We start from the raw sequence: 18,326 nt of genomic DNA on the forward strand, positions 1-18,326 counted from the left end.
AAAAAGATTGAAAATTGAAAAAAATAAGATGGGGAGGAAAGAAAATGGATAAATTAGTACTTGGAGGACATGAATTCAATAGCAGATTATTGGTTGGAACAGGTAAATATGGCTCAAATGATATATTGCCTAAAGTAATCAAAGAAAGTGGAAGCGAAATAATAACAATGGCACTTAGAAGAGTAGATTTAGATAATAAACAAGAAAATATCTTAACATATATTCCAAAAGAAATGACTATACTTCCAAACACATCAGGAGCTACTAATGCAGAAGAAGCTGTAAGAATAGCTAGAATATCTAGAAAAATGGGTTGTGGAGACTTTGTAAAAATAGAAGTAATATCAGATACTAGATACTTACTTCCTGATAATGAAGAAACTATAAAAGCTACAAAAATACTTGCTGATGAAGGATTTATAGTACTTCCATATATGACACCAGACCTTTATGCTGGAAGAAGACTTATAGAAGCTAAAGCAGCAGCAGTTATGCCTCTTGGTGCTCCAATTGGTTCAAATAGAGGTCTTCAAATGAAAGAAATGATAAAAATAATGATAGATGAATTAGATATACCAATAATAGTTGATGCAGGTATTGGTAAACCATCTCAAGCTATGGAAGCTATGGAAATGGGAGCTGATGCAGTGCTTGTTAATACTGCTATAGCTTCAGCAGGTGACCCTGTGCAAATGGCTAGAGCATTTAAGTTAGCTGTAGAAGGTGGACGAGAAGCTTATATAGCAAAAGCAGGAAGTGTATCAGAATTTGCAAATGCATCTTCTCCTTTAACAGGTTTTTTAGGCAATTTATAGAAAGTGGTGATTGATGATGAGTTTTTATGAGGTAATAGAAAAATATAGGGATTTTGATTTTGATGGATATTTAAATAATGTTACAGACAATGATGTTTTAAGAAGTTTATCAAAAGACAAACTTGAGGATTTTGATATATTAAATTTACTTTCTAAAACTGCTGTAAAACATTTAGAAGCTATGGCACAAAAAGCACATAAATTAAGTGTTCAATATTTTGGAAAGACAGTCTGTCTATATACACCAATGTACATAGCAAATTATTGTGTAAATCAATGTGTTTATTGTAGTTACAATATAAAAAGTGGAATAAAAAGAAAAAAACTAACTATGGATGAAATCAGAGAGGAAGGAAATGAAATTTCAAAAGAAGGTTTCAAACATCTACTTGTTTTAACTGGTGAAAGTAGTTTTCATTCAAGTGTAGAATATATAGGTGAGGCTATAGAAATATTAAGAGATAAATTTCCATCTATAGGAATTGAAGTATATCCAATGGAAATAGATGAATATAAGTATATTGTAGACAAAGGTGTTGAAGGTCTAACTGTATACCAAGAAACTTATGATGAGAAAATATATAAAAGAGTTCATTTAAAAGGGCCAAAATCAAATTATAAATTTAGATTAGATGCTCCTGAAAGAGGAGCAAAGGCAGGTATGAGAACTCTATCAATAGGAGCACTTTTAGGATTAAATGATTTTAGAAAAGAGACCTTCTTTACAATATTGCATGGGAAATATCTAAAAACAAAATATCCTCATATTGAGCTTTCATATTCAACACCAAGAATGAGACCATTCAAAGGTTGTTTTGAAGAATTAGTAGATATAAGCGACACTGATTTAGTTCAAGCGATGGTTTGTATGAGGCTGTTTGACCCTCATGCAGCTTTAAATATATCTACTAGAGAAAATTTGGAAATGAGAAGTCATATAGTACCTTTAGGAGTAACTAAATTAAGTGCAGGTGTATCTACAGATGTAGGAGGGCATTCTCAAGATGAACATGATACTGCTCAATTCAAAATAAATGATGAAAGTACTGTTGAAGATATAGAGAAAATGCTAAATTCAATTGGTTATCAACATGTATTTAAAGATTGGGAAAGATTTTAGATGTATTTGATAACAAATAGAAATTTATGTAGCGAGGAACGATACTTAGAGGTTATTAAAGAATCTATATTGAGTGGTGTAGAAAATATTATAATAAGAGAAAAAGATTTAGAATATGAAGCATTAAAAGATTTATATATAAAGATAAAAAATAAAATTAAGTATATTAATTTTCAGGAAAAAATATTGGATGAAAGCTTGAAGAATAGTATAAAAAAGAAAGAGAATAATGATGGATTTAAAGTAAACTTTATAATAAATAGCAATATAGAATTTTTTGAAAAGACAGATTGTCAAGGTATTCATCTTCCATTTAAATTGTTTTTGAATTTACTGGGAAATAGATATAATTTCAATAAAAATAAGATACTGGGATTGTCATTACATAAGGTAGAAGAAGTAAAGTGTCTAGAAGAAATAATAAGAAAACTAAATATAAAAATAGATTACATAACATTATCACATATATATGAAACTAAGTGTAAAGAAAATTTATTGCCAAAAGGAATTGAACTTTTGAAGGAAGCTAAGAAAATTACTGATATTAAGACCGTTGCACTTGGAGGAATCCTACCATCTAATGTCAAGGAAACATTAAAATACTGTGATGATTTTGCTGTAATGTCAACTATAATGAAATCTAAAAATATTGAAGAAACAATATCAAATTATAATGAAAAAATTCAATTAGTAAAATAGAAAGTAAAGTATTTAAATTGAATAAAAATAAAAAAAGCTATCTTTTAAAATCTAAAAGAGAGCTTTTTTATTTTGTATCTTTGCTAATAAAAAATTGTAAAAAGGGAAAACTTTAGTCAGAGAGATTAAAAAGTATCCTATATAGATTCAAAATTTAGTAAAGTATGGAGGACATTATAATGATTGACAGTAAGAAGAAACGATTTATTATACCACACACTTTTACAATTATATTCTTGCTAATAGTATTAATGGCAATATTAACTTGGATAGTACCAAGTGGTGAATTTAGTAGAGAAGATGTAGAAGGTAGGATGGTTGTTGTACCAGGGACTTATCAAAGTGTAGAAAGTAATCCTCAAGGATTTACGGATGTTTTTAAAGCACCCATAGAAGGTTTTATTGATTCAGCAGAAGTTGTAGGATTTGTTTTAATAGTTGGAGGTGCTTTTGGTATTGTAAATAGAACTGGAGCTATAGAAGCAGGAATAGCATCAGTTATATCGAAGTTTAAAGGAAAAGAACTACTTATAATTCCAATATCAATGATTTTATTTGGTCTTGGAGGTACTACATTTGGGATGGCAGAAGAAACATTACCATTTTATATGATATTTGTTCCACTTATGACATCCTTAGGATATGATTCTCTAACCGCCATTGCGATTGTATTTATAGGAGCAGCGGCAGGAGCGGCTGCATCGACAATAAATCCATTCTCAGTTGGTATTGCACAAGCACTAGCTCAACTTGCTCCTGGTTCAGGAGTAGCATATAGAGTAGTGATTTTTATAGCATATATATTAATCAGTATAGCATTTGTTATGTATTATGCTAAAAAAGTTAAAGAAAACCCTGAAAGCTCAATAGTGTATGAGATAGATAAAAATAATAAATCAATACTTAATCATACTTCAACTGAAATAAAAGAGTTTACTTTTAAAGAAGTATCTGTTCTTGCTATATTTGGAATAGGAATGGCAATAATGATTTGGGGTGTTTTAAGTCAAGGATGGTATATTCCAGAGATATCAATGTGTTTTGCTGCGATAGGTGTACTTTCTGGATTAGTTGGTAGATTGTCACAAAGTGAAATTTCCGATAGTTTCATAGATGGAGCAAAAGATTTAGCATCAGCTGCCCTTGCAATAGCTTTAGCTCGTGGAATTGTAATAATTGCTCAAAATGGATTTATAATAGATACTATATTAAATTCTGCAGCAAGCTTTTTAGGTGGACTTCCAAAGGTTATATTTGTATATCTATCATTTTTCTTGGAAGCTGCGTTGGCATTTTTGATTCCATCATCTTCAGGACTTGCTTCACTTACAGTGCCTGTCCTTGCTCCTCTTGGTGATTTAGTTAATATATCAGCTCAAGTTATAGTAACTGCTTATCAATTTGGGGTAGGTCTTACAAACTTTATAACTCCAACATCTGGAGTACTAATGGGAGCACTTGCAGTAGCTCATATTCCTTTTTCAAAATGGGTAAAATTTATAATGCCTATATTACTGATTTTAACAGCTGTATCTTTAGTTTTTTTAACAATAGGTATATATATAGGTTTTTAATTGAAGAAAATTTAATTTAATATATTTAGAAATTATATAAAATACTAAAAATATGATTATTAATAAATTGCCACCATAAATGTCTTGGTGGCAATTTATTTTATAAACACTTCATTTCAATATTAAAATAAAGTATAGCTTTTTTTAAGAAGAGGTGGCTTTATTTTATTTACAACTATTTATTTAGGACTAGGAGCTCTAAATTTGTTTCTATAATGAAGTAATAAATATAATAATGGTATTGCAAACCATATGAACTGGCATGCTGTTGTGACTGTATCTGAATCAAAATAAAAACTCAATATAATCATTCCAATAGATATAACAAATGATAAATACGCAAAAATCTTACTTGCCTTTTTCCATATTTTTTCATCTCCAATGGCCCAAGCACATTTAGTATCTATGTTCTTATAAATTTGTAGCTTAGGTAATAAATTACCAAAATACATAATTATAATGGCATTTATTATAACTGATACTTTGTCGTTAATTTCATAAGAAAATATCTCATCTATACCTAGTAAAGGAATGATAAACCTTCCAACTGCGACTATTAAAAATAACATTTGTAACCTTCTTGCAGTTTTAACTTTAGGGTTATCTTTTGAAAAACCTAAAATTTCTGGTGCATTTACATAGTTTATAATTAATAATGCTATAAGTAATATTAAACCTATATTTTCCATAATAGCCTCCTACATCTTTTTAAAAATATCCAAGAAGTTTCCAAGTACTTCTTGAAGGACCGATAAATTAATAGAATAAATCAAAAATTGCCCCATTTTTTCTGAACTAATAAGTTCTGCATCTTTTAAAATATCTAAATGTTTAGATATTGCTGGTTTAGACATATTAAAATGACCTGCTATTTCTCCTGCATTCATATCTCTTTCATTAAGCAATTTTAAAATTTCTCTTCTAGTTTCATCACTTAATGCTTTAAATACTTTTACCATAATATCCTCCCTACTATAGATATAAACATTTAACTAATTAGTTAAATGTTTATATCTATATTATACTCGTATTAGGAAAAAAAATCCACTATTTTTATAACTTTATTATCACAAAATCTTTTAATTTTATCTGATATTTTAATTCTAATTTGAAATATATATGAAGGTTTTTGGAGAATACTTACTTATAATAGGAAAAAATGTTAAAATAAGAATGTAGTTAAATATAAAGAACTGAAATAGCTAACAGTTATTAAACATAGGAGTGTAAAAATTTATGGGATTAAAAGAATTTGATTTTATTGAAGAGTCTATAGAAATGTTGAGGGTAATGTCTCCAACTTTAGAAACTATATCAGATGAAATAGAAGAGTACTTTGAAAATATCTTGGACGAAAAAAATCAAGAGTATATAAATGTAACCTCTAGAATAAAATCAGAATCAAGTTTGAGGGAAAAGATAATTAGAAATAGATATTTAAAAAAATATGGGGAGGCAAGTAATCTTATTCATAATGTATCTGATTTAATAGGACTAAGAATTGAGTGTAGATTTATTGAGGATGAAAATAAGATATATAGGCTTTTAAGAAGATATTTTAATAAAACAGATGATAAAATAAACTATTATAATAAAGAAAATAAAAATATTAAATTAAAATTGTCTGAAAGACAACCTAATAAGCAAAAAAATGGATTTGAAATATATAAGATAGATGGAGTTTTTGCATATTTAGATAGAGAAGTAAAATTTGAACTTCAAATTAAATCTCTTGTAAATGTGTTTTGGAGTGAGATTGAACATAAAATAATTTATAAAAATAACACATATTTACTTGCTGATAAATTTATAAAGGATATGATGGACTCTATAAAGAATAATCTTACTATGATAGATAATCAGCTTTTGAGTATTTATAAAAACTTTCATTCAGGAAAGTCTTTTAACATGAAAGTAAGTAAAAAAGAAATTGAAAAACTCTTTGCAAAATTAGTGTATGATGCTTTTTCAGAAAAGATGAATAAAAGTATAGGTTTTGTTGTGGATTTTAAAAAGCCATGTGAAACTATATTAAGTTATTCTTTTAATAAACAAGATATAAGTGATGAAGTTTTAGGCAATTTTATGCTTGATGAGTTTGCAAGATTAAATGAAATTGTAAATAAAGATATAGATTTTAATGACCAAATAGAGTTTGAAAGAGAACCTACATTTGATGATAAGTTCTGTAATGATTTAGGAAATCATTTTAGAAGTAGACTAAATACAGAGTTTCCATGGAATTTATTTTTTAGGATACTATTTGAAATAGAACCATGTAATAACACTGAAGATTTTGAAAACTTTGTAGAATTTATAAAGGAAAATGTATTGCTTGAAGAAAATAGAGAACAACTTTTAGGTCAATTTGAAGAAGATAGTAATTTTATAATTGAAGATATATATGATTGTATTTTTAATAGCATAAGTGAGGTTGATAGTGTTGAAATTTTATATAACTATAATCTTGAAAAAATCAATTTTACATCAAGTGAAATTATAAATTGTATATGTAGAGAATATGAGTGTTATAGTGAATATTTAGAAGAAAAAGAAAAACTTATGAATGCATTTAAAGAAAAAATTATTCAGATTTTTGAGTAGTCAATCAATGTTGAAATGGCGCAATAGCGCCATTTTTCAAATATAAATAAAAGTATTTTAAAGGAGGCGATTTGTATAGAAAAAACAGGTGTAATTTTAGCAGGAGGGAAAAGTTCTAGAATGGGTAAAGATAAAGCTTTTCTAGAATTACATGAAAAGCCTTTTATTGAAATTGCAATAGAAGTATTTAAAAATTTTGATGAGGTAATAATAGTATCTAACAATGAAGAATTATACTCAAAATATAACATTAAAGTTTATAATGATATAATAAAAAATGTTGGTCCAATAGGAGGAATATATACTGCTCTTAAACATGCAAAGTATGATATAGTTACAGTTGCATGTGATATGCCATATCTAAATAATGAAGTAGTCGAAAAAATAGCTGATGAAATGGATGATAAAAGTGTAATTTCAGTAACAAATGGAAAGTTACAACCATTGTGTTCTGGATACAAAAAGAGTATAATAAATAAAGTATCTTTATGTATAGGGAAAAATGATTTGAAGCTTAGAACTCTTATAGAAAAAATAGATAAAAGCTATATATACTTTGATAACGAAGATTTATTTTTAAATGTAAATACTATTGATGAGTATAAAAAATTGACTGAAGTTTAATTAGCTACGGTTGTAAAATAGAGTAGGATTTATATGGAGGAGAATTTATGAATTTACTTAAATGTGATTCTTGGGCAGTGATATTAAATAATAGTGACGAAGAAAGCAAAGCATATAAAATATTAGATGAACTTAAAAAGAATATGTACAAAGTTGTTGCTATAGATGAAGAGAAAAAGAATATTGAAGGTATAGATGTATATGAGTGCCTAAAAGACGTACCACACAATATTGATGTTGTAGCTATTATAGATAAGCAGTCTAAGATGGAGGCCATTTTAGAAGAGATAGAACTTTTAGACATACAAAATATCTGGTTTGAAAAAGGAAGCTTTAGTGAAATGATTATTAAAAAAATTAAGGATTTAAAATTGAATGTAGAATACAATTTAAGTTTATATGATGAGTTAACTAAGTAAATTTATATATAGAAAATTGATTAGGAACATAATTGGTTAACGAAATATCTTATTTTATAGTATAGATTTCCTAGATAAAGTATTAAATTACAAGATTTATTAAGAAGATTGCTATTTACATGATATAATATATTAAACAGGAATATAAAGGAGTTGATATATTATGTTAATAGTAACTACAGAAAAAGTAGAAGGAAAAAAAATAGCAGAAGTTTTAGGGCTAGTTAGAGGAAGTACGATAAGAGCAAAACATGTTGGAAAAGATATAGGAGCAAGCTTTAAGAATCTTGTTGGAGGAGAACTTACAGGATATAATGAAATGCTTACAGAAGCAAGACAAATTGCAATTGGTAGAATGGTTGAAGATGCAGAATCTAAAGGTGCAAATGCAATAATAGCATTTAGATTGTCTTCAGCTTCAGTTATGCAAGGAGCGGCAGAAATGCTTGCTTATGGAACAGCAGTTATTTTAGAAGATAACAATGATATATCTGAAAAATAAAATATAAGGAATTAGAAAGAGACATCTTTTATAAATTTTATGGATGTCTCTTTTTGTTTGAAAAATATCAGGTAAAAGTAATTTTTAACCATTATAATAATAAAATAAGATGATATTATATAAATAAGTAAAATTATATTATATAATATAAAGTATAGACTTTAAAATTTTTATTAGTAGGAGAAAATATGAACAATGTTATAATAGTTAGAGGGGCTGGAGATTTAGCAACAGCAGTTATACATAAGTTACATAACTGTGGTTTTAAAATAATCGCTTTAGAAGTTGAGACTCCTCTTGCAATAAGAAGGAAAGTTTCTTTTAGTGAGGCTATCTATGAAAAGAAAGTTTCTGTGGAAGGTGTTTATTGTGTGTATTGCAAAGATAAAGCAGAAATAAAAAAAGCTTTAAATAAAAGAAACGTGGCACTAATAATAGACCCAAAAGGTAAATATATAGATGAAATACGTCCTGTAGCGGTTATAGATTGTATACTTGCAAAAAAAAATATTGGAACAAATAAAGCGATGGCACCACTTACAATAGCTTTAGGTCCAGGATTTTGTGCAGGTAAAGATGTAGACATAGTTATTGAAACTATGAGAGGACATAATTTAGGAAAAGTGATAAGAAAAGGATATGCTTTAAAAAATACAGGAATACCAGGTGCTATATTGGGTATAACCAAAGAACGAGTTTTTTATTCTGAGAACGTTGGAATAATAGAAAATGTATGTAATATAGGGGATGTAGTTAAAAAAGGAGATATAATATGTTATATCACTGAAAAAAATGGAAATAAAATAGAAGTGAAAGCTTCTATAGATGGTATTTTGAGAGGCTTATTGAGAAATGGTTCACAAATAGAAAAAGGATTAAAGATATTGGATATAGACCCTCGAATGGAAGAAGTAAAAAATTCATTTACGATATCAGATAAAGGACGTTGTATAGCAGGAGCAGTTTTAGAAGCATTATTATCAGAAGGAATATTACCAGAATAGGTTCTATTAAATAGATTTTTTATTTATAAAAGTTTAATTAATATATAAAGGGGTGAAACCATATGTTTAATGTAGCAATTATAACGCTTAGTGATAAGGGCTATGAAGGGAAAAGAGAAGACATAACAGGAAAAAAATTAACTGAATTTGTTGAAAATACAGGGAATTATAAAGTTACTGAATACGTGTTGATAAAAGATGATAAGGAAATGTTAAAGGAAAATATTATAAAAATTTGTAACAGTAATAAAGTAGATTTAATTCTTACTAATGGAGGTACTGGATTTTCAAAGAGAGATATAACTCCAGAGGCTACTAAAGATGTTTTAGAAAGAGAGATACCAGGTCTCAGTGAATACATGAGAATGAAATCTACAGAAATTACTAAAAAAGCTATACTAAGTAGGGGTGTAAGTGGAATAAGGAATAATTCTATAATAATAAATTTACCTGGAAGTCCTAAAGGTGCAGTTGAAAATCTAAGTTTCATTATTGATGTCTTAGACCATGGCATAGAAATTTTAAGAGGAGAAGCCACAGAATGTGCCACTAATAACAAAAAATAGTATATAATTCAGATAGATAAAAAATAGACAAAGAGGTAGATAGAGTATGATTGATAAGTATGGAAGAAAAATAGACTACCTTCGTATTTCACTTACAGATAAGTGTAATTTAAGGTGTGTTTATTGTATGCCACCAGATGTTAAATTTGAAAAAAATTATATAAACGATAATCTAAGTTTTGAAGACTATAAATTCATTATAAAGGCTATGTCAGAACAAGGTATAAAAAAGGTTAGATTTACTGGAGGAGAACCTCTTTTATATCCCAATTTAAATGAACTTATAAGGTTTACAAGAGAAGAATGTGGAATAGAAAATATAGGAATGACAACTAATGCTCTTGGACTTTCTGATAGAATCTTTGAGCTTAAAGAATGTGGTCTGAATAAAGTAAATATAAGCTTAGATTCTTTAAAGGAATATAAATATAAATCTGTGACAAGAGGTGGCAATTTAAAAGAAGTATTAAAATCGATTGAGTCATGTTTAAATTTAGGTATAAAAGTAAAGGTAAATTGTGTTGCCATAAATGGATTTAATGATGATGAGCTTAAAGACTTTATGTTTTTAACAGTTAAATCACCAATTGATGTAAGATTTATTGAACTTATGCCATTAGGTGAAGCTAATAGAGTCTACAAAAAAGGATATTTTAATGTAAAAGAAATGGTTGAAAAAATATATGGTTTATATAAAGTTAAAAATGATGAAAAAAGTACAGCAGAATATTATAAGTTTAAAGGAGCAAAAGGAAGAATAGGAATTATAACTCCATTAAGTTGTTCATTTTGCAACACTTGTAATCGTATTAGACTTACCTCTAGTGGTGCAATAAAACTGTGTCTACATTCAAAAGAGGAAATAGATATAAAACCACTTTTACATAAACCATTGTTATTTAGAGAAACTATGAAAGATATAATAAAAGAAAAGCCAGAAAAACATCATTTAATAGAAAATAAATGTAGTGATACAAATAGACGTATGTATGAAATTGGAGGATAGGTAATGTTAACGCACATAAATGAAAAAGGGTATGCTAAAATGGTAGATATAAGTGAAAAAGATGATACAAAGAGAACTGCTATAGCAACAGCTACGATTACTCTTGGTAAAGAAGCTTTAGAAAAGGTAAAAAATGGACAAATAAAAAAGGGAGATGTATTATCTGTAGCTCAAGTTGCAGGGATAATGGGAGCTAAAAATACATCTTCAAATATACCAATGTGCCATCAAATTAAATTGGTTGGATGTGATTTGGAATTTGAGATAGATGATTCTATATCTGCTATTAGAATATATGCAACCTGTAAATCACTTGGTAAAACTGGTGTAGAAATGGAAGCATTAAATGCTTGTTCTTTAGCAGCACTTACAATTTATGATATGTGTAAAGCAGTTGATAAAAAGATGGTTATAAGCAATATACATCTTGTGGAGAAAACTGGTGGAAAATCAGGTGATTTTAAGTTTGAATAATTTAAGAATATATGGGTGAAAATTTGGAGGAAATATGGCTAAAGTAGTGTCAATAAATATAAGTGACAAAAAGGGTGTAATTAAGGTTCCTGTGCAATGTGCAGAACTAAAAATAAATTATGGAATAGTTGGAGATGCACATGCGGGAAACTGGCATCGTCAAATAAGTTTACTTGGAAAAGAAAGTATAGATAAAATGAAGATGAGAGGTTTTGACCAATTAAAATTTGGAGACTTTGCTGAGAATATAACTACAGAAGGAATAGAAGTGTTTTCATTACCTGTTGGTACAAAATTAAAGATAGGCAAATGTGAAGTTGAAGTAACTCAAATAGGTAAAAAGTGTCATAATGGATGTGAAATTAAAAAATTAACAGGGGACTGTGTAATGCCACGTGAAGGAATTTTTGTTAAGGTTTTAAAGGAAGGAATTATAAGTATTGGAGATTCAATAGATATAATTCAATAAAAATTTGATTGAACTTAAAATAAATTTCTGATTATATTTTAAAATTTTATTAAATGTTCGTATAGCCTTGTTTTATAGGCTGTTCGGACATTTTTACTGTCAGTAGATACTTTACAATATTTCAGAATGTGCAGTGTGAAGTATTTTAAATAGATAGATTTAACAATATAACATACTGTTGTATAATGTGAGATATGATTATTTGCTGTACGTTCATGTTGTCGTCCACAGTTGCCTTGGGGTTAAGCACTAACTAAATTTAAAAAAGACCCTACACCTATTCTACCTATATTGGAACAATTAAAAACCGACTCATCACTGTATGTGCGAAAGAGTGTTGCTAATAATTTAAATGACATTTCTAAAACACACCCAGATTTAGTTGTAAAGCTTGCGAAGGATTGGTATAGTGTAAATGAATATACTAACTGAATTGTAAAATATGGTTGTAGAACTTTACAAAAAAATGAAAATAATTTGTAAAATTATATTCAATTGTATATAAAAATAATATAAATTTTTATTAAATTTAAAAAATACAAAATATAAATACAGTAATAATATAAAAAATTACATATAAAACTAAAAAATACAAGTAATTTACTTTTTAAGTTGACAAAATATTGCATATATATTATGATATAAATCATAAATAAATAACGTAGATTCGCAGAAGAAGAAAGTAGCATAAAGGAATTTTACAGAGAGTTAGATTTGGCTGAGAACTAATATTGAAATTTGTGTGAAAAGAGCTTTGGAGAATACTATTACAGTTCTATTGTAGTAGTGGTTTAATTCGCCTTAAGAAAATGAGTGAGTAAAATAAATTTTTACTAATAAGAGTGGTAACACGGATTGGTATTCGTCTCTTGGATTTTTTCCAAGAGGCGTTTTTTATTATAAAATTATTTCAGAAAATTTAAAACTATATATTAAATGAAAATTATAAAAATATAGTTGTTAATAAATTTATAAATTAGAAAATTGTAAAACAAACAAATTAAATGGTTTTACAATTTTAATGGAGGGATGAAAATGGAAGAAGAAAAAATTAATTATGCCCTGGAACAGGTTCCAGAGAATCAAAAACGTGGTTGGGTAGCTATGTTTTCAGTGCTAGTAGCAATAGGTGTGGATTTATCATCTGTTATTTTAGGAGCTGAGTTAGCTCAAAGTATGCCAATGAAACAAGCAATATTATCAGTAATTGTAGGTTCATTTTTTTCTGCTATTTTGTATACTATATGCTCTTTAGTTGGTTCATCTACAAGCTTATCTACATCTATGATAACAAAATATGTGTTTGGAGAAGCTGGAGCAAAAATATTTTCTCTAGTTATAGGAGTTTCTTTATTAGGATGGTTTGGAGTTCAAGTAGGCTTTTTTGCTCAAAATGCTCAAATAATAATAAAAGATATATTTAATCTAGATGTGAGCATGCAAATTTTAAGCCTCATAGGTGGCCTTTTGATGATGAGTACAGCTATTTATGGATATAAAGCAATGGAAAAATTAAGTGTGTATTCAGTACCATTCTTATTAATTCTTATGATGTTAACTATATTCTTAGCTTTTAAAGCAAATGGAATTCCAGTTGATGATAATATGAAATCGACTATGACATTTGCAGGTGGAGTTTCTCTATCAATGAGTATAATAATAGTTGGAGCAATAGTATCACCTGACATAAGTCGCTGGGCTAAAAGTAGAAGAGATTGTGCACTTTCAAGTTTTCTAGGGATACAATTTGGAAATGCTTTTATGATAGTAGTATCAATAATATTAGTAAAATGTATGGGTACTTCAGATATTATGAGAATTTTTATTACATTAGGAATTGCTATACCAGGTATAATTGTACTTACATTAGCTCAATGGACTACAAATACAAGCAATGTATATTCTGCATCACTAAGTATAGCTCTTGTACTAAAAAAAGCTCCTGAAAAAGTATTAACTATAGTTCTTGGTGTTGTAGCAACTTTATTAGCTGTATTTGGAATATATGAAGGATTTATAGGATTTTTAAATTTACTTGGAATTGTTATTGCACCTGTTGGTGGTGTGTATACAGCAGAATATTATATAGTAAAACAAGAACTTAAAGGATTTGATAAGGGGATAGCATACAAACCAATAGTTAAACATTCAATAATATCTTGGATAATTGGTATATTAATAACATACCTTTCTACATATGGATTTATAACTCTTACTACTATAGCACCTTTAGATGGATTTATAGCAGGATTTATAATACAATCAATTATTGGAAAAGTGATTTGTTCATCAAAAAACAAACAAGAAGCAGAAAAAGCAGTTTAATGAAATATGCTTGTAAAGTATAAAATAAATTTGGAATATGAGGAGAAAGTAACATGAGATTTTTAACAGAAGAAAGCGTGGATAAAATAGCAGTTGGCGCAGCAGTGCTTGGAACAGGAGGAGGAGGAGACCCATACATAGGTAAATTAGTTGCAAAACAAGCAATTAAAAAGTATGGGCCTGTAAAAGTGATTAGTTTAGATGAGCTAGAGGATGATGCTTTAGTAGTACCAGTATCTGGTATGGGTTCCCCTGTAATTACAATAGAAAAATTACTTTCTGAAGTGGAATTAACTACTCCTTTAGAGATAATGGAAAAATTATTGAATAGAAAAGTTGATGTTATAATTCCTATAGAAATAGGAGGAATAAATTCACTTATGCCAATAGCAGTTGCTGCAAAAAAAGGGCTTCCTATTTTGGATGCAGATTCTATGGGTAGAGCGTTTCCGGAAGCTCAAATGGTAACTTTTTATCTTGAAGGATATGAAGCATCACCTGCTGTAATGGCTGATGAAAAGGGTAATTCAGCCATCCTTTATCCTGTTGATGGAATTTGGTCAGAAAGATTGGCTAGAACTTTAACAGTAGAAATGGGAGGAAGTTCTTCTATTAGTGACTATAATTTAAGTGGAGCTCAAGTTAAAAAAGCTGCGATAGGAAATACCTTGACTATAGCTGAAACTATAGGAGGATTTTTACTTGAGAATAAGTCAGACTCAAAAGGTGCTATTGAAAATATATTGAAAGAATTAAAAGGGTATAAATTATTTGAAGGAAAAGTAGTTGATATTAAAAGAGAGTTAAAAGGTGGTTTTACTAGAGGGCATGCATTCTTCGCTGGAATTAATGGATATGATGGAGAATACTCTGTACTATTTCAAAATGAAAATCTAATTGCAAAAAAAGGTAGTACACCACTTTGTATTACGCCAGATTTAATAGCAATATTAGATTTAGAAACTGGATTCCCAATAACTACAGAAAGAATAAAATATGGTTCTCGTGTGATGGTAGTAGCTTTTCCTTGTAATGAAAAATGGAGAACTAAAAAAGGAATTGAGACAGTTGGACCTGAATACTTTGGATATGATGTAGAGTATAAAACAGTAGAAGAATTACAAGGAAAATAAAAATTTAGGGGGAAATTTTGATGTATCGTGTAGGAATTGACGTTGGAGGAACAAATACAGATGCTTGTATACTGGATAAGGAATTAAAAGTAATCCATTCAGTTAAAGTAGCAACTACAAAAGATGTTGAAACTGGTGTTTATAATGCCTTAAAAAAAGTTATAGATGAAAGTAAAATTGACAATTCATTAATAAAATATGCTATGCTTGGTACAACTCACTGTACAAATGCAATAGTAGAAAGAAAAAGACTTAATAATGTAGCAATGATAAGAATTGGAAAACCAGCAACCACTGCTATTTTACCATTTATAGATTGGCCAGAAGATTTAAGAGAAAAAATAGAATTAGATTCAATATTGATATCTGGTGGTTATGAGTTTGATGGAAGAAAGATAAATGAACTTTGTAAAGATGAAGTTGTAGATTTTTGCAATAAGATAAAAGGCAAGGTAGAAAGTGTTGCAATAAGTGGAGTATTTGCTCCTGTAAATAAACAACAAGAAGAAGAAGTTGCAAAATGGGTTAGAGAGATTCTTGGTGATATTCCAATATCCTTATCAAATGAAATAGGTAATATAGGTATACTGGAAAGAGAAAACGGAGCAATTTTAAACTCTGCATTGTCTAGAGTAGGTAAGGCTGTTTCTTTAGGATTTGAAAAAGCATTGAAAGATTTAGGAATAGATGCAGAAATATATTTTAGTCAAAATGATGGAACATTAATGAATTTGGAGTACACAATGAAGTATCCTATTTTCACAATTGGATGTGGAATAACAAATTCTATAAGGGGAGCGTCTTTCTTATCAAAAGTAAAAAATGCAATAGTACTAGATGTTGGAGGAACTACGAGTGATTTAGGTGTATTATACAATGGATTTCCTAGAGAATCTTCAATTCCTGTTACAATTGGAGGAGTACATACGAACTTTAGAATGCCTGATGTTTTAACTATTGGACTTGCTGGAGGAACTTGTGTAAAAGGCGAAAAAGACAATATAAAAATAGGTCCTGAGAGTGTAGGGTATAGAATAACTGAAGATGCAATAATATTTGGTGGTGATACTTTAACTTTATCAGATGTTGTTACAAAGTTAGGCATGGCATTTGAGGATAGAAAAAATAATGTTGAAAATTTAGATAAAGATTATTGTGATGAGGTATATAAAAAAGTAATTTTAAAACTAGAAGATGCTGTAGACCAAATGAAGACTAGCCAAAATGATGTTGAATTAGTTTTAACTGGTGGAGGAAGTATAATTGTTCCAGAAAAACTAAAAGGTATAAGTGATGTTATAAGACCTCCTCATTATACTGCAGCAAATGCTATTGGTGCAGCTTTAGGGCAAATAAGTGGGGATGTAGAAAAAGTGTACAGCTTAGATAAAATGTCTAGAGAAGATGCTATAGAAGACGCAAAACAAGAAGCCATAAACAAAGCTTTAAAAGCAGGTGCTAAAAAGGATACTATAGAAGTATTAAATATAGAAGATGTTCCACTTGCATATCTTCCAGGTAATGCACTCCTTATAAAAGTGAAAGTTGTTGGAGATTTGATATAATTTAAAGAAAATTTAAGTCTTTTTGAATATGTTTTAGATATAAAAAAATCGGTGCATAGTTTGTACCGATTTTTTATATTTATTAGTAGAGAACTCGTTTTTTTGCTTCTGCTATAGCTCTAGCAGCACTTTTTGCCTCAACTCTTTTTTCTTCCTCTCTTTTAAAAGCATTTATTGTATCATTTAAATTTTTATCGTGTTCATTTTTTTCTTTGTCTTCGTTTTCTCTGTAAACTAATACATAATCTATTATTGATTCATTTATTATTTGAGATATACTTTTATTTTCATTAATTCCTATTCTTTTAACTTCTTTAAGTAATGTTTCATCAATGTGAACTGTTGTTTGTTTTGTATTTTTTGCCATCTTAATCACCTCTTAAAAAAATTTTAACATTAAAATTTTTTCTAGTCAATAAATTTTAATGTTAAAATTCTTTAAAAGTTTTTATTTGTTTTTCTAAAACTTTCTATTTTGTTTATCATATTTTTTTTAATATTTTCTCCTAATACAGAAGATTTTAGTCTAGGATTTTTAATATGGTCATAAATTGGTTCTAGGAATTCAACTTCAACAGGAACAGAGTTAATTTTACCAATAGGTTGATATCCTTCATAAGTATCTTTTGAATTTTTTATGACTAATGGAACAATAGGACACTTTGCTTTATATGCTATTTTTAAGGCTCCACTTCTAAAATCTGATACTAGAGAATTTGGTTCTTTAATCCAGGTTAAATCTCCTTCTGGAAACACTGCCATACTCTGACCTGTAAGTATATTTTGTGAGGCTTCAGCAATACTTTTAATCCCTTCTCTATTATTTTTTCTGTTTACATATACACATCGTAACAACTTCGCCCATTCTTTAAATATAGGTATATTTCTCCAAACTGGCTCATCTGCAATTACACATCCAATTGGTCTTTCTACACTTGCTGCTAGGATAAAACTATCAAGCATACTTGAATGATTTACAACAAATAAGATTGGTTCTTTTGGTAATGTTTCTTTGCCAAGTATATTAAGGTCTATATTTACTATATCTAAAGATTTTTTAGCTTGTTTTTGCATAAATTCAAATTTTTCTTTTAAGCTAAATTTATCTGGATTTTTTTTGATTTTTATAAGTTTAGGTATAGAAGATGTAAAGCCTATGAGCTGATATGTAGCAAATTTTAAGTAATTATTCATAAAATTATCTCCTTAAAATAAAATTGTTTATTACTGTAAAGATTTTAACATAAAATGAAATTTAAGTCTATTTTAATTGGGATTTATAACTTACATTTAAAATAGACTTATTCTGAAATTTTTATACTTATAATTTTATTAATAAAATTATATCAATAATGTAGTATTCTATTAGATTAGCTAAATAACCTTTAAATATTATTTTGTACAAATATAAGAATCCAATATAGTAT

General features: G+C 28.3%; 20 protein-coding genes and 1 other annotated feature. Of the genes, 16 read left to right on the top strand and 4 right to left on the bottom strand.

Going from position 1 to position 18,326, the window contains the following annotated elements; genetic code table 11:
* Positions 1 to 44 precede the first annotated feature (44 nt).
* The 4 genes from IC173_RS12750 to IC173_RS12765 all read left to right on the top strand — a co-directional run bounded on the left by IC173_RS12750 (position 45) and on the right by IC173_RS12765 (position 4,208).
* Positions 45 to 815 carry a thiazole synthase gene (locus IC173_RS12750; RefSeq protein ID WP_227483241.1) on the top strand — a complete coding sequence of 257 codons (771 nt, stop codon included), beginning with the start codon at positions 45 to 47 and terminating at the stop codon, positions 813 to 815.
* A gap of 16 nt (positions 816 to 831) precedes the next feature.
* A complete protein-coding gene (gene thiH, locus IC173_RS12755) occupies positions 832 to 1,935 on the top strand; it encodes a 2-iminoacetate synthase ThiH (protein ID WP_227483240.1) in 1,104 nt (367 codons plus the stop codon).
* Positions 1,936 to 2,634: a thiamine phosphate synthase gene (locus IC173_RS12760; protein WP_227433200.1), complete on the top strand. Its 699-nt coding sequence runs from the start codon at positions 1,936 to 1,938 to the stop codon at positions 2,632 to 2,634.
* 179 nt (positions 2,635 to 2,813) lie between these two features.
* The gene (locus tag IC173_RS12765) at positions 2,814 to 4,208 is read left to right on the top strand and encodes a YfcC family protein (RefSeq protein WP_227433201.1); all 1,395 of its coding nucleotides are present in this window, start codon (positions 2,814 to 2,816) and stop codon (positions 4,206 to 4,208) included.
* Positions 4,209 to 4,387: 179 nt separating this feature from the next.
* Here the strand turns inward: IC173_RS12765 and IC173_RS12770 are convergent, their stop codons facing one another.
* A complete protein-coding gene (locus IC173_RS12770; protein ID WP_227433202.1) occupies positions 4,388 to 4,897 on the bottom strand; it encodes an SdpI family protein in 510 nt (169 codons plus the stop codon).
* Positions 4,898 to 4,906: 9 nt separating this feature from the next.
* Positions 4,907 to 5,167 carry an autorepressor SdpR family transcription factor gene (locus IC173_RS12775; protein ID WP_227823821.1) on the bottom strand — a complete coding sequence of 87 codons (261 nt, stop codon included), beginning with the start codon at positions 5,165 to 5,167 and terminating at the stop codon, positions 4,907 to 4,909.
* Positions 5,168 to 5,444: 277 nt separating this feature from the next.
* On the opposite strand from IC173_RS12775, the gene IC173_RS12780 reads away from it, so the two are divergent.
* From IC173_RS12780 to IC173_RS12840, 12 genes are all read left to right on the top strand, one after another.
* Positions 5,445 to 6,812 carry a GTP pyrophosphokinase family protein gene (locus IC173_RS12780; protein ID WP_227433204.1) on the top strand — a complete coding sequence of 456 codons (1,368 nt, stop codon included), beginning with the start codon at positions 5,445 to 5,447 and terminating at the stop codon, positions 6,810 to 6,812.
* A gap of 75 nt (positions 6,813 to 6,887) precedes the next feature.
* Complete coding sequence (locus tag IC173_RS12785) at positions 6,888 to 7,436, top strand: molybdenum cofactor guanylyltransferase (protein ID WP_413927321.1); 549 nt, start codon at positions 6,888 to 6,890, stop codon at positions 7,434 to 7,436.
* Positions 7,437 to 7,483: 47 nt separating this feature from the next.
* On the top strand, positions 7,484 to 7,855 hold the full coding sequence (locus IC173_RS12790; RefSeq protein WP_227433205.1) for a CoA-binding protein: 372 nt from the start codon (positions 7,484 to 7,486) through the stop codon (positions 7,853 to 7,855).
* Between the two features lie 163 nt (positions 7,856 to 8,018).
* Entirely contained in the window at positions 8,019 to 8,357 is a 339-nt protein-coding gene (locus tag IC173_RS12795; RefSeq protein ID WP_227433206.1) for a heavy metal-binding domain-containing protein, read from the top strand.
* A 188-nt stretch (positions 8,358 to 8,545) separates the two neighbouring features.
* The gene (gene yqeB, locus IC173_RS12800; protein ID WP_227855685.1) at positions 8,546 to 9,361 is read left to right on the top strand and encodes a selenium-dependent molybdenum cofactor biosynthesis protein YqeB; all 816 of its coding nucleotides are present in this window, start codon (positions 8,546 to 8,548) and stop codon (positions 9,359 to 9,361) included.
* A 62-nt stretch (positions 9,362 to 9,423) separates the two neighbouring features.
* Complete coding sequence (locus tag IC173_RS12805) at positions 9,424 to 9,927, top strand: molybdenum cofactor biosynthesis protein B (RefSeq protein WP_227483237.1); 504 nt, start codon at positions 9,424 to 9,426, stop codon at positions 9,925 to 9,927.
* A 46-nt stretch (positions 9,928 to 9,973) separates the two neighbouring features.
* On the top strand, positions 9,974 to 10,933 hold the full coding sequence (moaA, locus tag IC173_RS12810) for a GTP 3',8-cyclase MoaA (RefSeq protein WP_227433209.1): 960 nt from the start codon (positions 9,974 to 9,976) through the stop codon (positions 10,931 to 10,933).
* A gap of 3 nt (positions 10,934 to 10,936) precedes the next feature.
* Positions 10,937 to 11,407, top strand: coding sequence for a cyclic pyranopterin monophosphate synthase MoaC (gene moaC / locus IC173_RS12815; RefSeq protein ID WP_227433210.1), 471 nt, complete (start codon positions 10,937 to 10,939; stop codon positions 11,405 to 11,407).
* A 34-nt stretch (positions 11,408 to 11,441) separates the two neighbouring features.
* Positions 11,442 to 11,876 carry an MOSC domain-containing protein gene (locus IC173_RS12820; protein WP_227433211.1) on the top strand — a complete coding sequence of 145 codons (435 nt, stop codon included), beginning with the start codon at positions 11,442 to 11,444 and terminating at the stop codon, positions 11,874 to 11,876.
* A gap of 661 nt (positions 11,877 to 12,537) precedes the next feature.
* Positions 12,538 to 12,749: a binding site (T-box leader), on the top strand.
* A gap of 162 nt (positions 12,750 to 12,911) precedes the next feature.
* Positions 12,912 to 14,201 (top strand): cytosine permease, encoded by a 1,290-nt coding sequence (locus tag IC173_RS12830; RefSeq protein WP_227433212.1) that lies wholly within the window; start codon positions 12,912 to 12,914, stop codon positions 14,199 to 14,201.
* 53 nt (positions 14,202 to 14,254) lie between these two features.
* The gene (locus tag IC173_RS12835) at positions 14,255 to 15,334 is read left to right on the top strand and encodes a DUF917 domain-containing protein (protein ID WP_227433213.1); all 1,080 of its coding nucleotides are present in this window, start codon (positions 14,255 to 14,257) and stop codon (positions 15,332 to 15,334) included.
* Positions 15,335 to 15,354: 20 nt separating this feature from the next.
* On the top strand, positions 15,355 to 16,899 hold the full coding sequence (locus IC173_RS12840; RefSeq protein ID WP_227855686.1) for a hydantoinase/oxoprolinase family protein: 1,545 nt from the start codon (positions 15,355 to 15,357) through the stop codon (positions 16,897 to 16,899).
* Between the two features lie 82 nt (positions 16,900 to 16,981).
* On the opposite strand, the gene IC173_RS12845 is transcribed toward IC173_RS12840, so the two are convergent.
* Both IC173_RS12845 and IC173_RS12850 read right to left on the bottom strand, forming a co-directional pair.
* The gene (locus tag IC173_RS12845; protein WP_227433215.1) at positions 16,982 to 17,266 is read right to left on the bottom strand and encodes a transcriptional regulator; all 285 of its coding nucleotides are present in this window, start codon (positions 17,264 to 17,266) and stop codon (positions 16,982 to 16,984) included.
* A 71-nt stretch (positions 17,267 to 17,337) separates the two neighbouring features.
* Positions 17,338 to 18,093 carry a lysophospholipid acyltransferase family protein gene (locus IC173_RS12850; protein ID WP_227855687.1) on the bottom strand — a complete coding sequence of 252 codons (756 nt, stop codon included), beginning with the start codon at positions 18,091 to 18,093 and terminating at the stop codon, positions 17,338 to 17,340.
* Positions 18,094 to 18,326: the final 233 nt, after the last annotated feature.

Origin of the sequence: Clostridioides sp. ES-S-0048-02, from assembly GCF_020658495.1 — a bacterium.
Lineage (GTDB): Bacteria > Bacillota > Clostridia > Peptostreptococcales > Peptostreptococcaceae > Clostridioides.

Bases quoted from the DNA above. Each gene is read 5' to 3' on its own strand.
- IC173_RS12750 (WP_227483241.1), top strand. From the start codon at position 45: ATGGATAAATTAGTACTTGGAGGACATGAATTCAATAGCAGATTATTG.
- thiH (WP_227483240.1), top strand. From the start codon at position 832: ATGAGTTTTTATGAGGTAATAGAAAAATATAGGGATTTTGATTTTGAT.
- IC173_RS12760 (WP_227433200.1), top strand. From the start codon at position 1,936: ATGTATTTGATAACAAATAGAAATTTATGTAGCGAGGAACGATACTTA.
- IC173_RS12765 (WP_227433201.1), top strand. From the start codon at position 2,814: ATGATTGACAGTAAGAAGAAACGATTTATTATACCACACACTTTTACA.
- IC173_RS12770 (WP_227433202.1), bottom strand. From the start codon at position 4,897: ATGGAAAATATAGGTTTAATATTACTTATAGCATTATTAATTATAAAC.
- IC173_RS12775 (WP_227823821.1), bottom strand. From the start codon at position 5,167: ATGGTAAAAGTATTTAAAGCATTAAGTGATGAAACTAGAAGAGAAATT.
- IC173_RS12780 (WP_227433204.1), top strand. From the start codon at position 5,445: ATGGGATTAAAAGAATTTGATTTTATTGAAGAGTCTATAGAAATGTTG.
- IC173_RS12790 (WP_227433205.1), top strand. From the start codon at position 7,484: ATGAATTTACTTAAATGTGATTCTTGGGCAGTGATATTAAATAATAGT.
- IC173_RS12795 (WP_227433206.1), top strand. From the start codon at position 8,019: ATGTTAATAGTAACTACAGAAAAAGTAGAAGGAAAAAAAATAGCAGAA.
- yqeB (WP_227855685.1), top strand. From the start codon at position 8,546: ATGAACAATGTTATAATAGTTAGAGGGGCTGGAGATTTAGCAACAGCA.
- IC173_RS12805 (WP_227483237.1), top strand. From the start codon at position 9,424: ATGTTTAATGTAGCAATTATAACGCTTAGTGATAAGGGCTATGAAGGG.
- moaA (WP_227433209.1), top strand. From the start codon at position 9,974: ATGATTGATAAGTATGGAAGAAAAATAGACTACCTTCGTATTTCACTT.
- moaC (WP_227433210.1), top strand. From the start codon at position 10,937: ATGTTAACGCACATAAATGAAAAAGGGTATGCTAAAATGGTAGATATA.
- IC173_RS12820 (WP_227433211.1), top strand. From the start codon at position 11,442: ATGGCTAAAGTAGTGTCAATAAATATAAGTGACAAAAAGGGTGTAATT.
- IC173_RS12830 (WP_227433212.1), top strand. From the start codon at position 12,912: ATGGAAGAAGAAAAAATTAATTATGCCCTGGAACAGGTTCCAGAGAAT.
- IC173_RS12835 (WP_227433213.1), top strand. From the start codon at position 14,255: ATGAGATTTTTAACAGAAGAAAGCGTGGATAAAATAGCAGTTGGCGCA.
- IC173_RS12840 (WP_227855686.1), top strand. From the start codon at position 15,355: ATGTATCGTGTAGGAATTGACGTTGGAGGAACAAATACAGATGCTTGT.
- IC173_RS12845 (WP_227433215.1), bottom strand. From the start codon at position 17,266: ATGGCAAAAAATACAAAACAAACAACAGTTCACATTGATGAAACATTA.
- IC173_RS12850 (WP_227855687.1), bottom strand. From the start codon at position 18,093: ATGAATAATTACTTAAAATTTGCTACATATCAGCTCATAGGCTTTACA.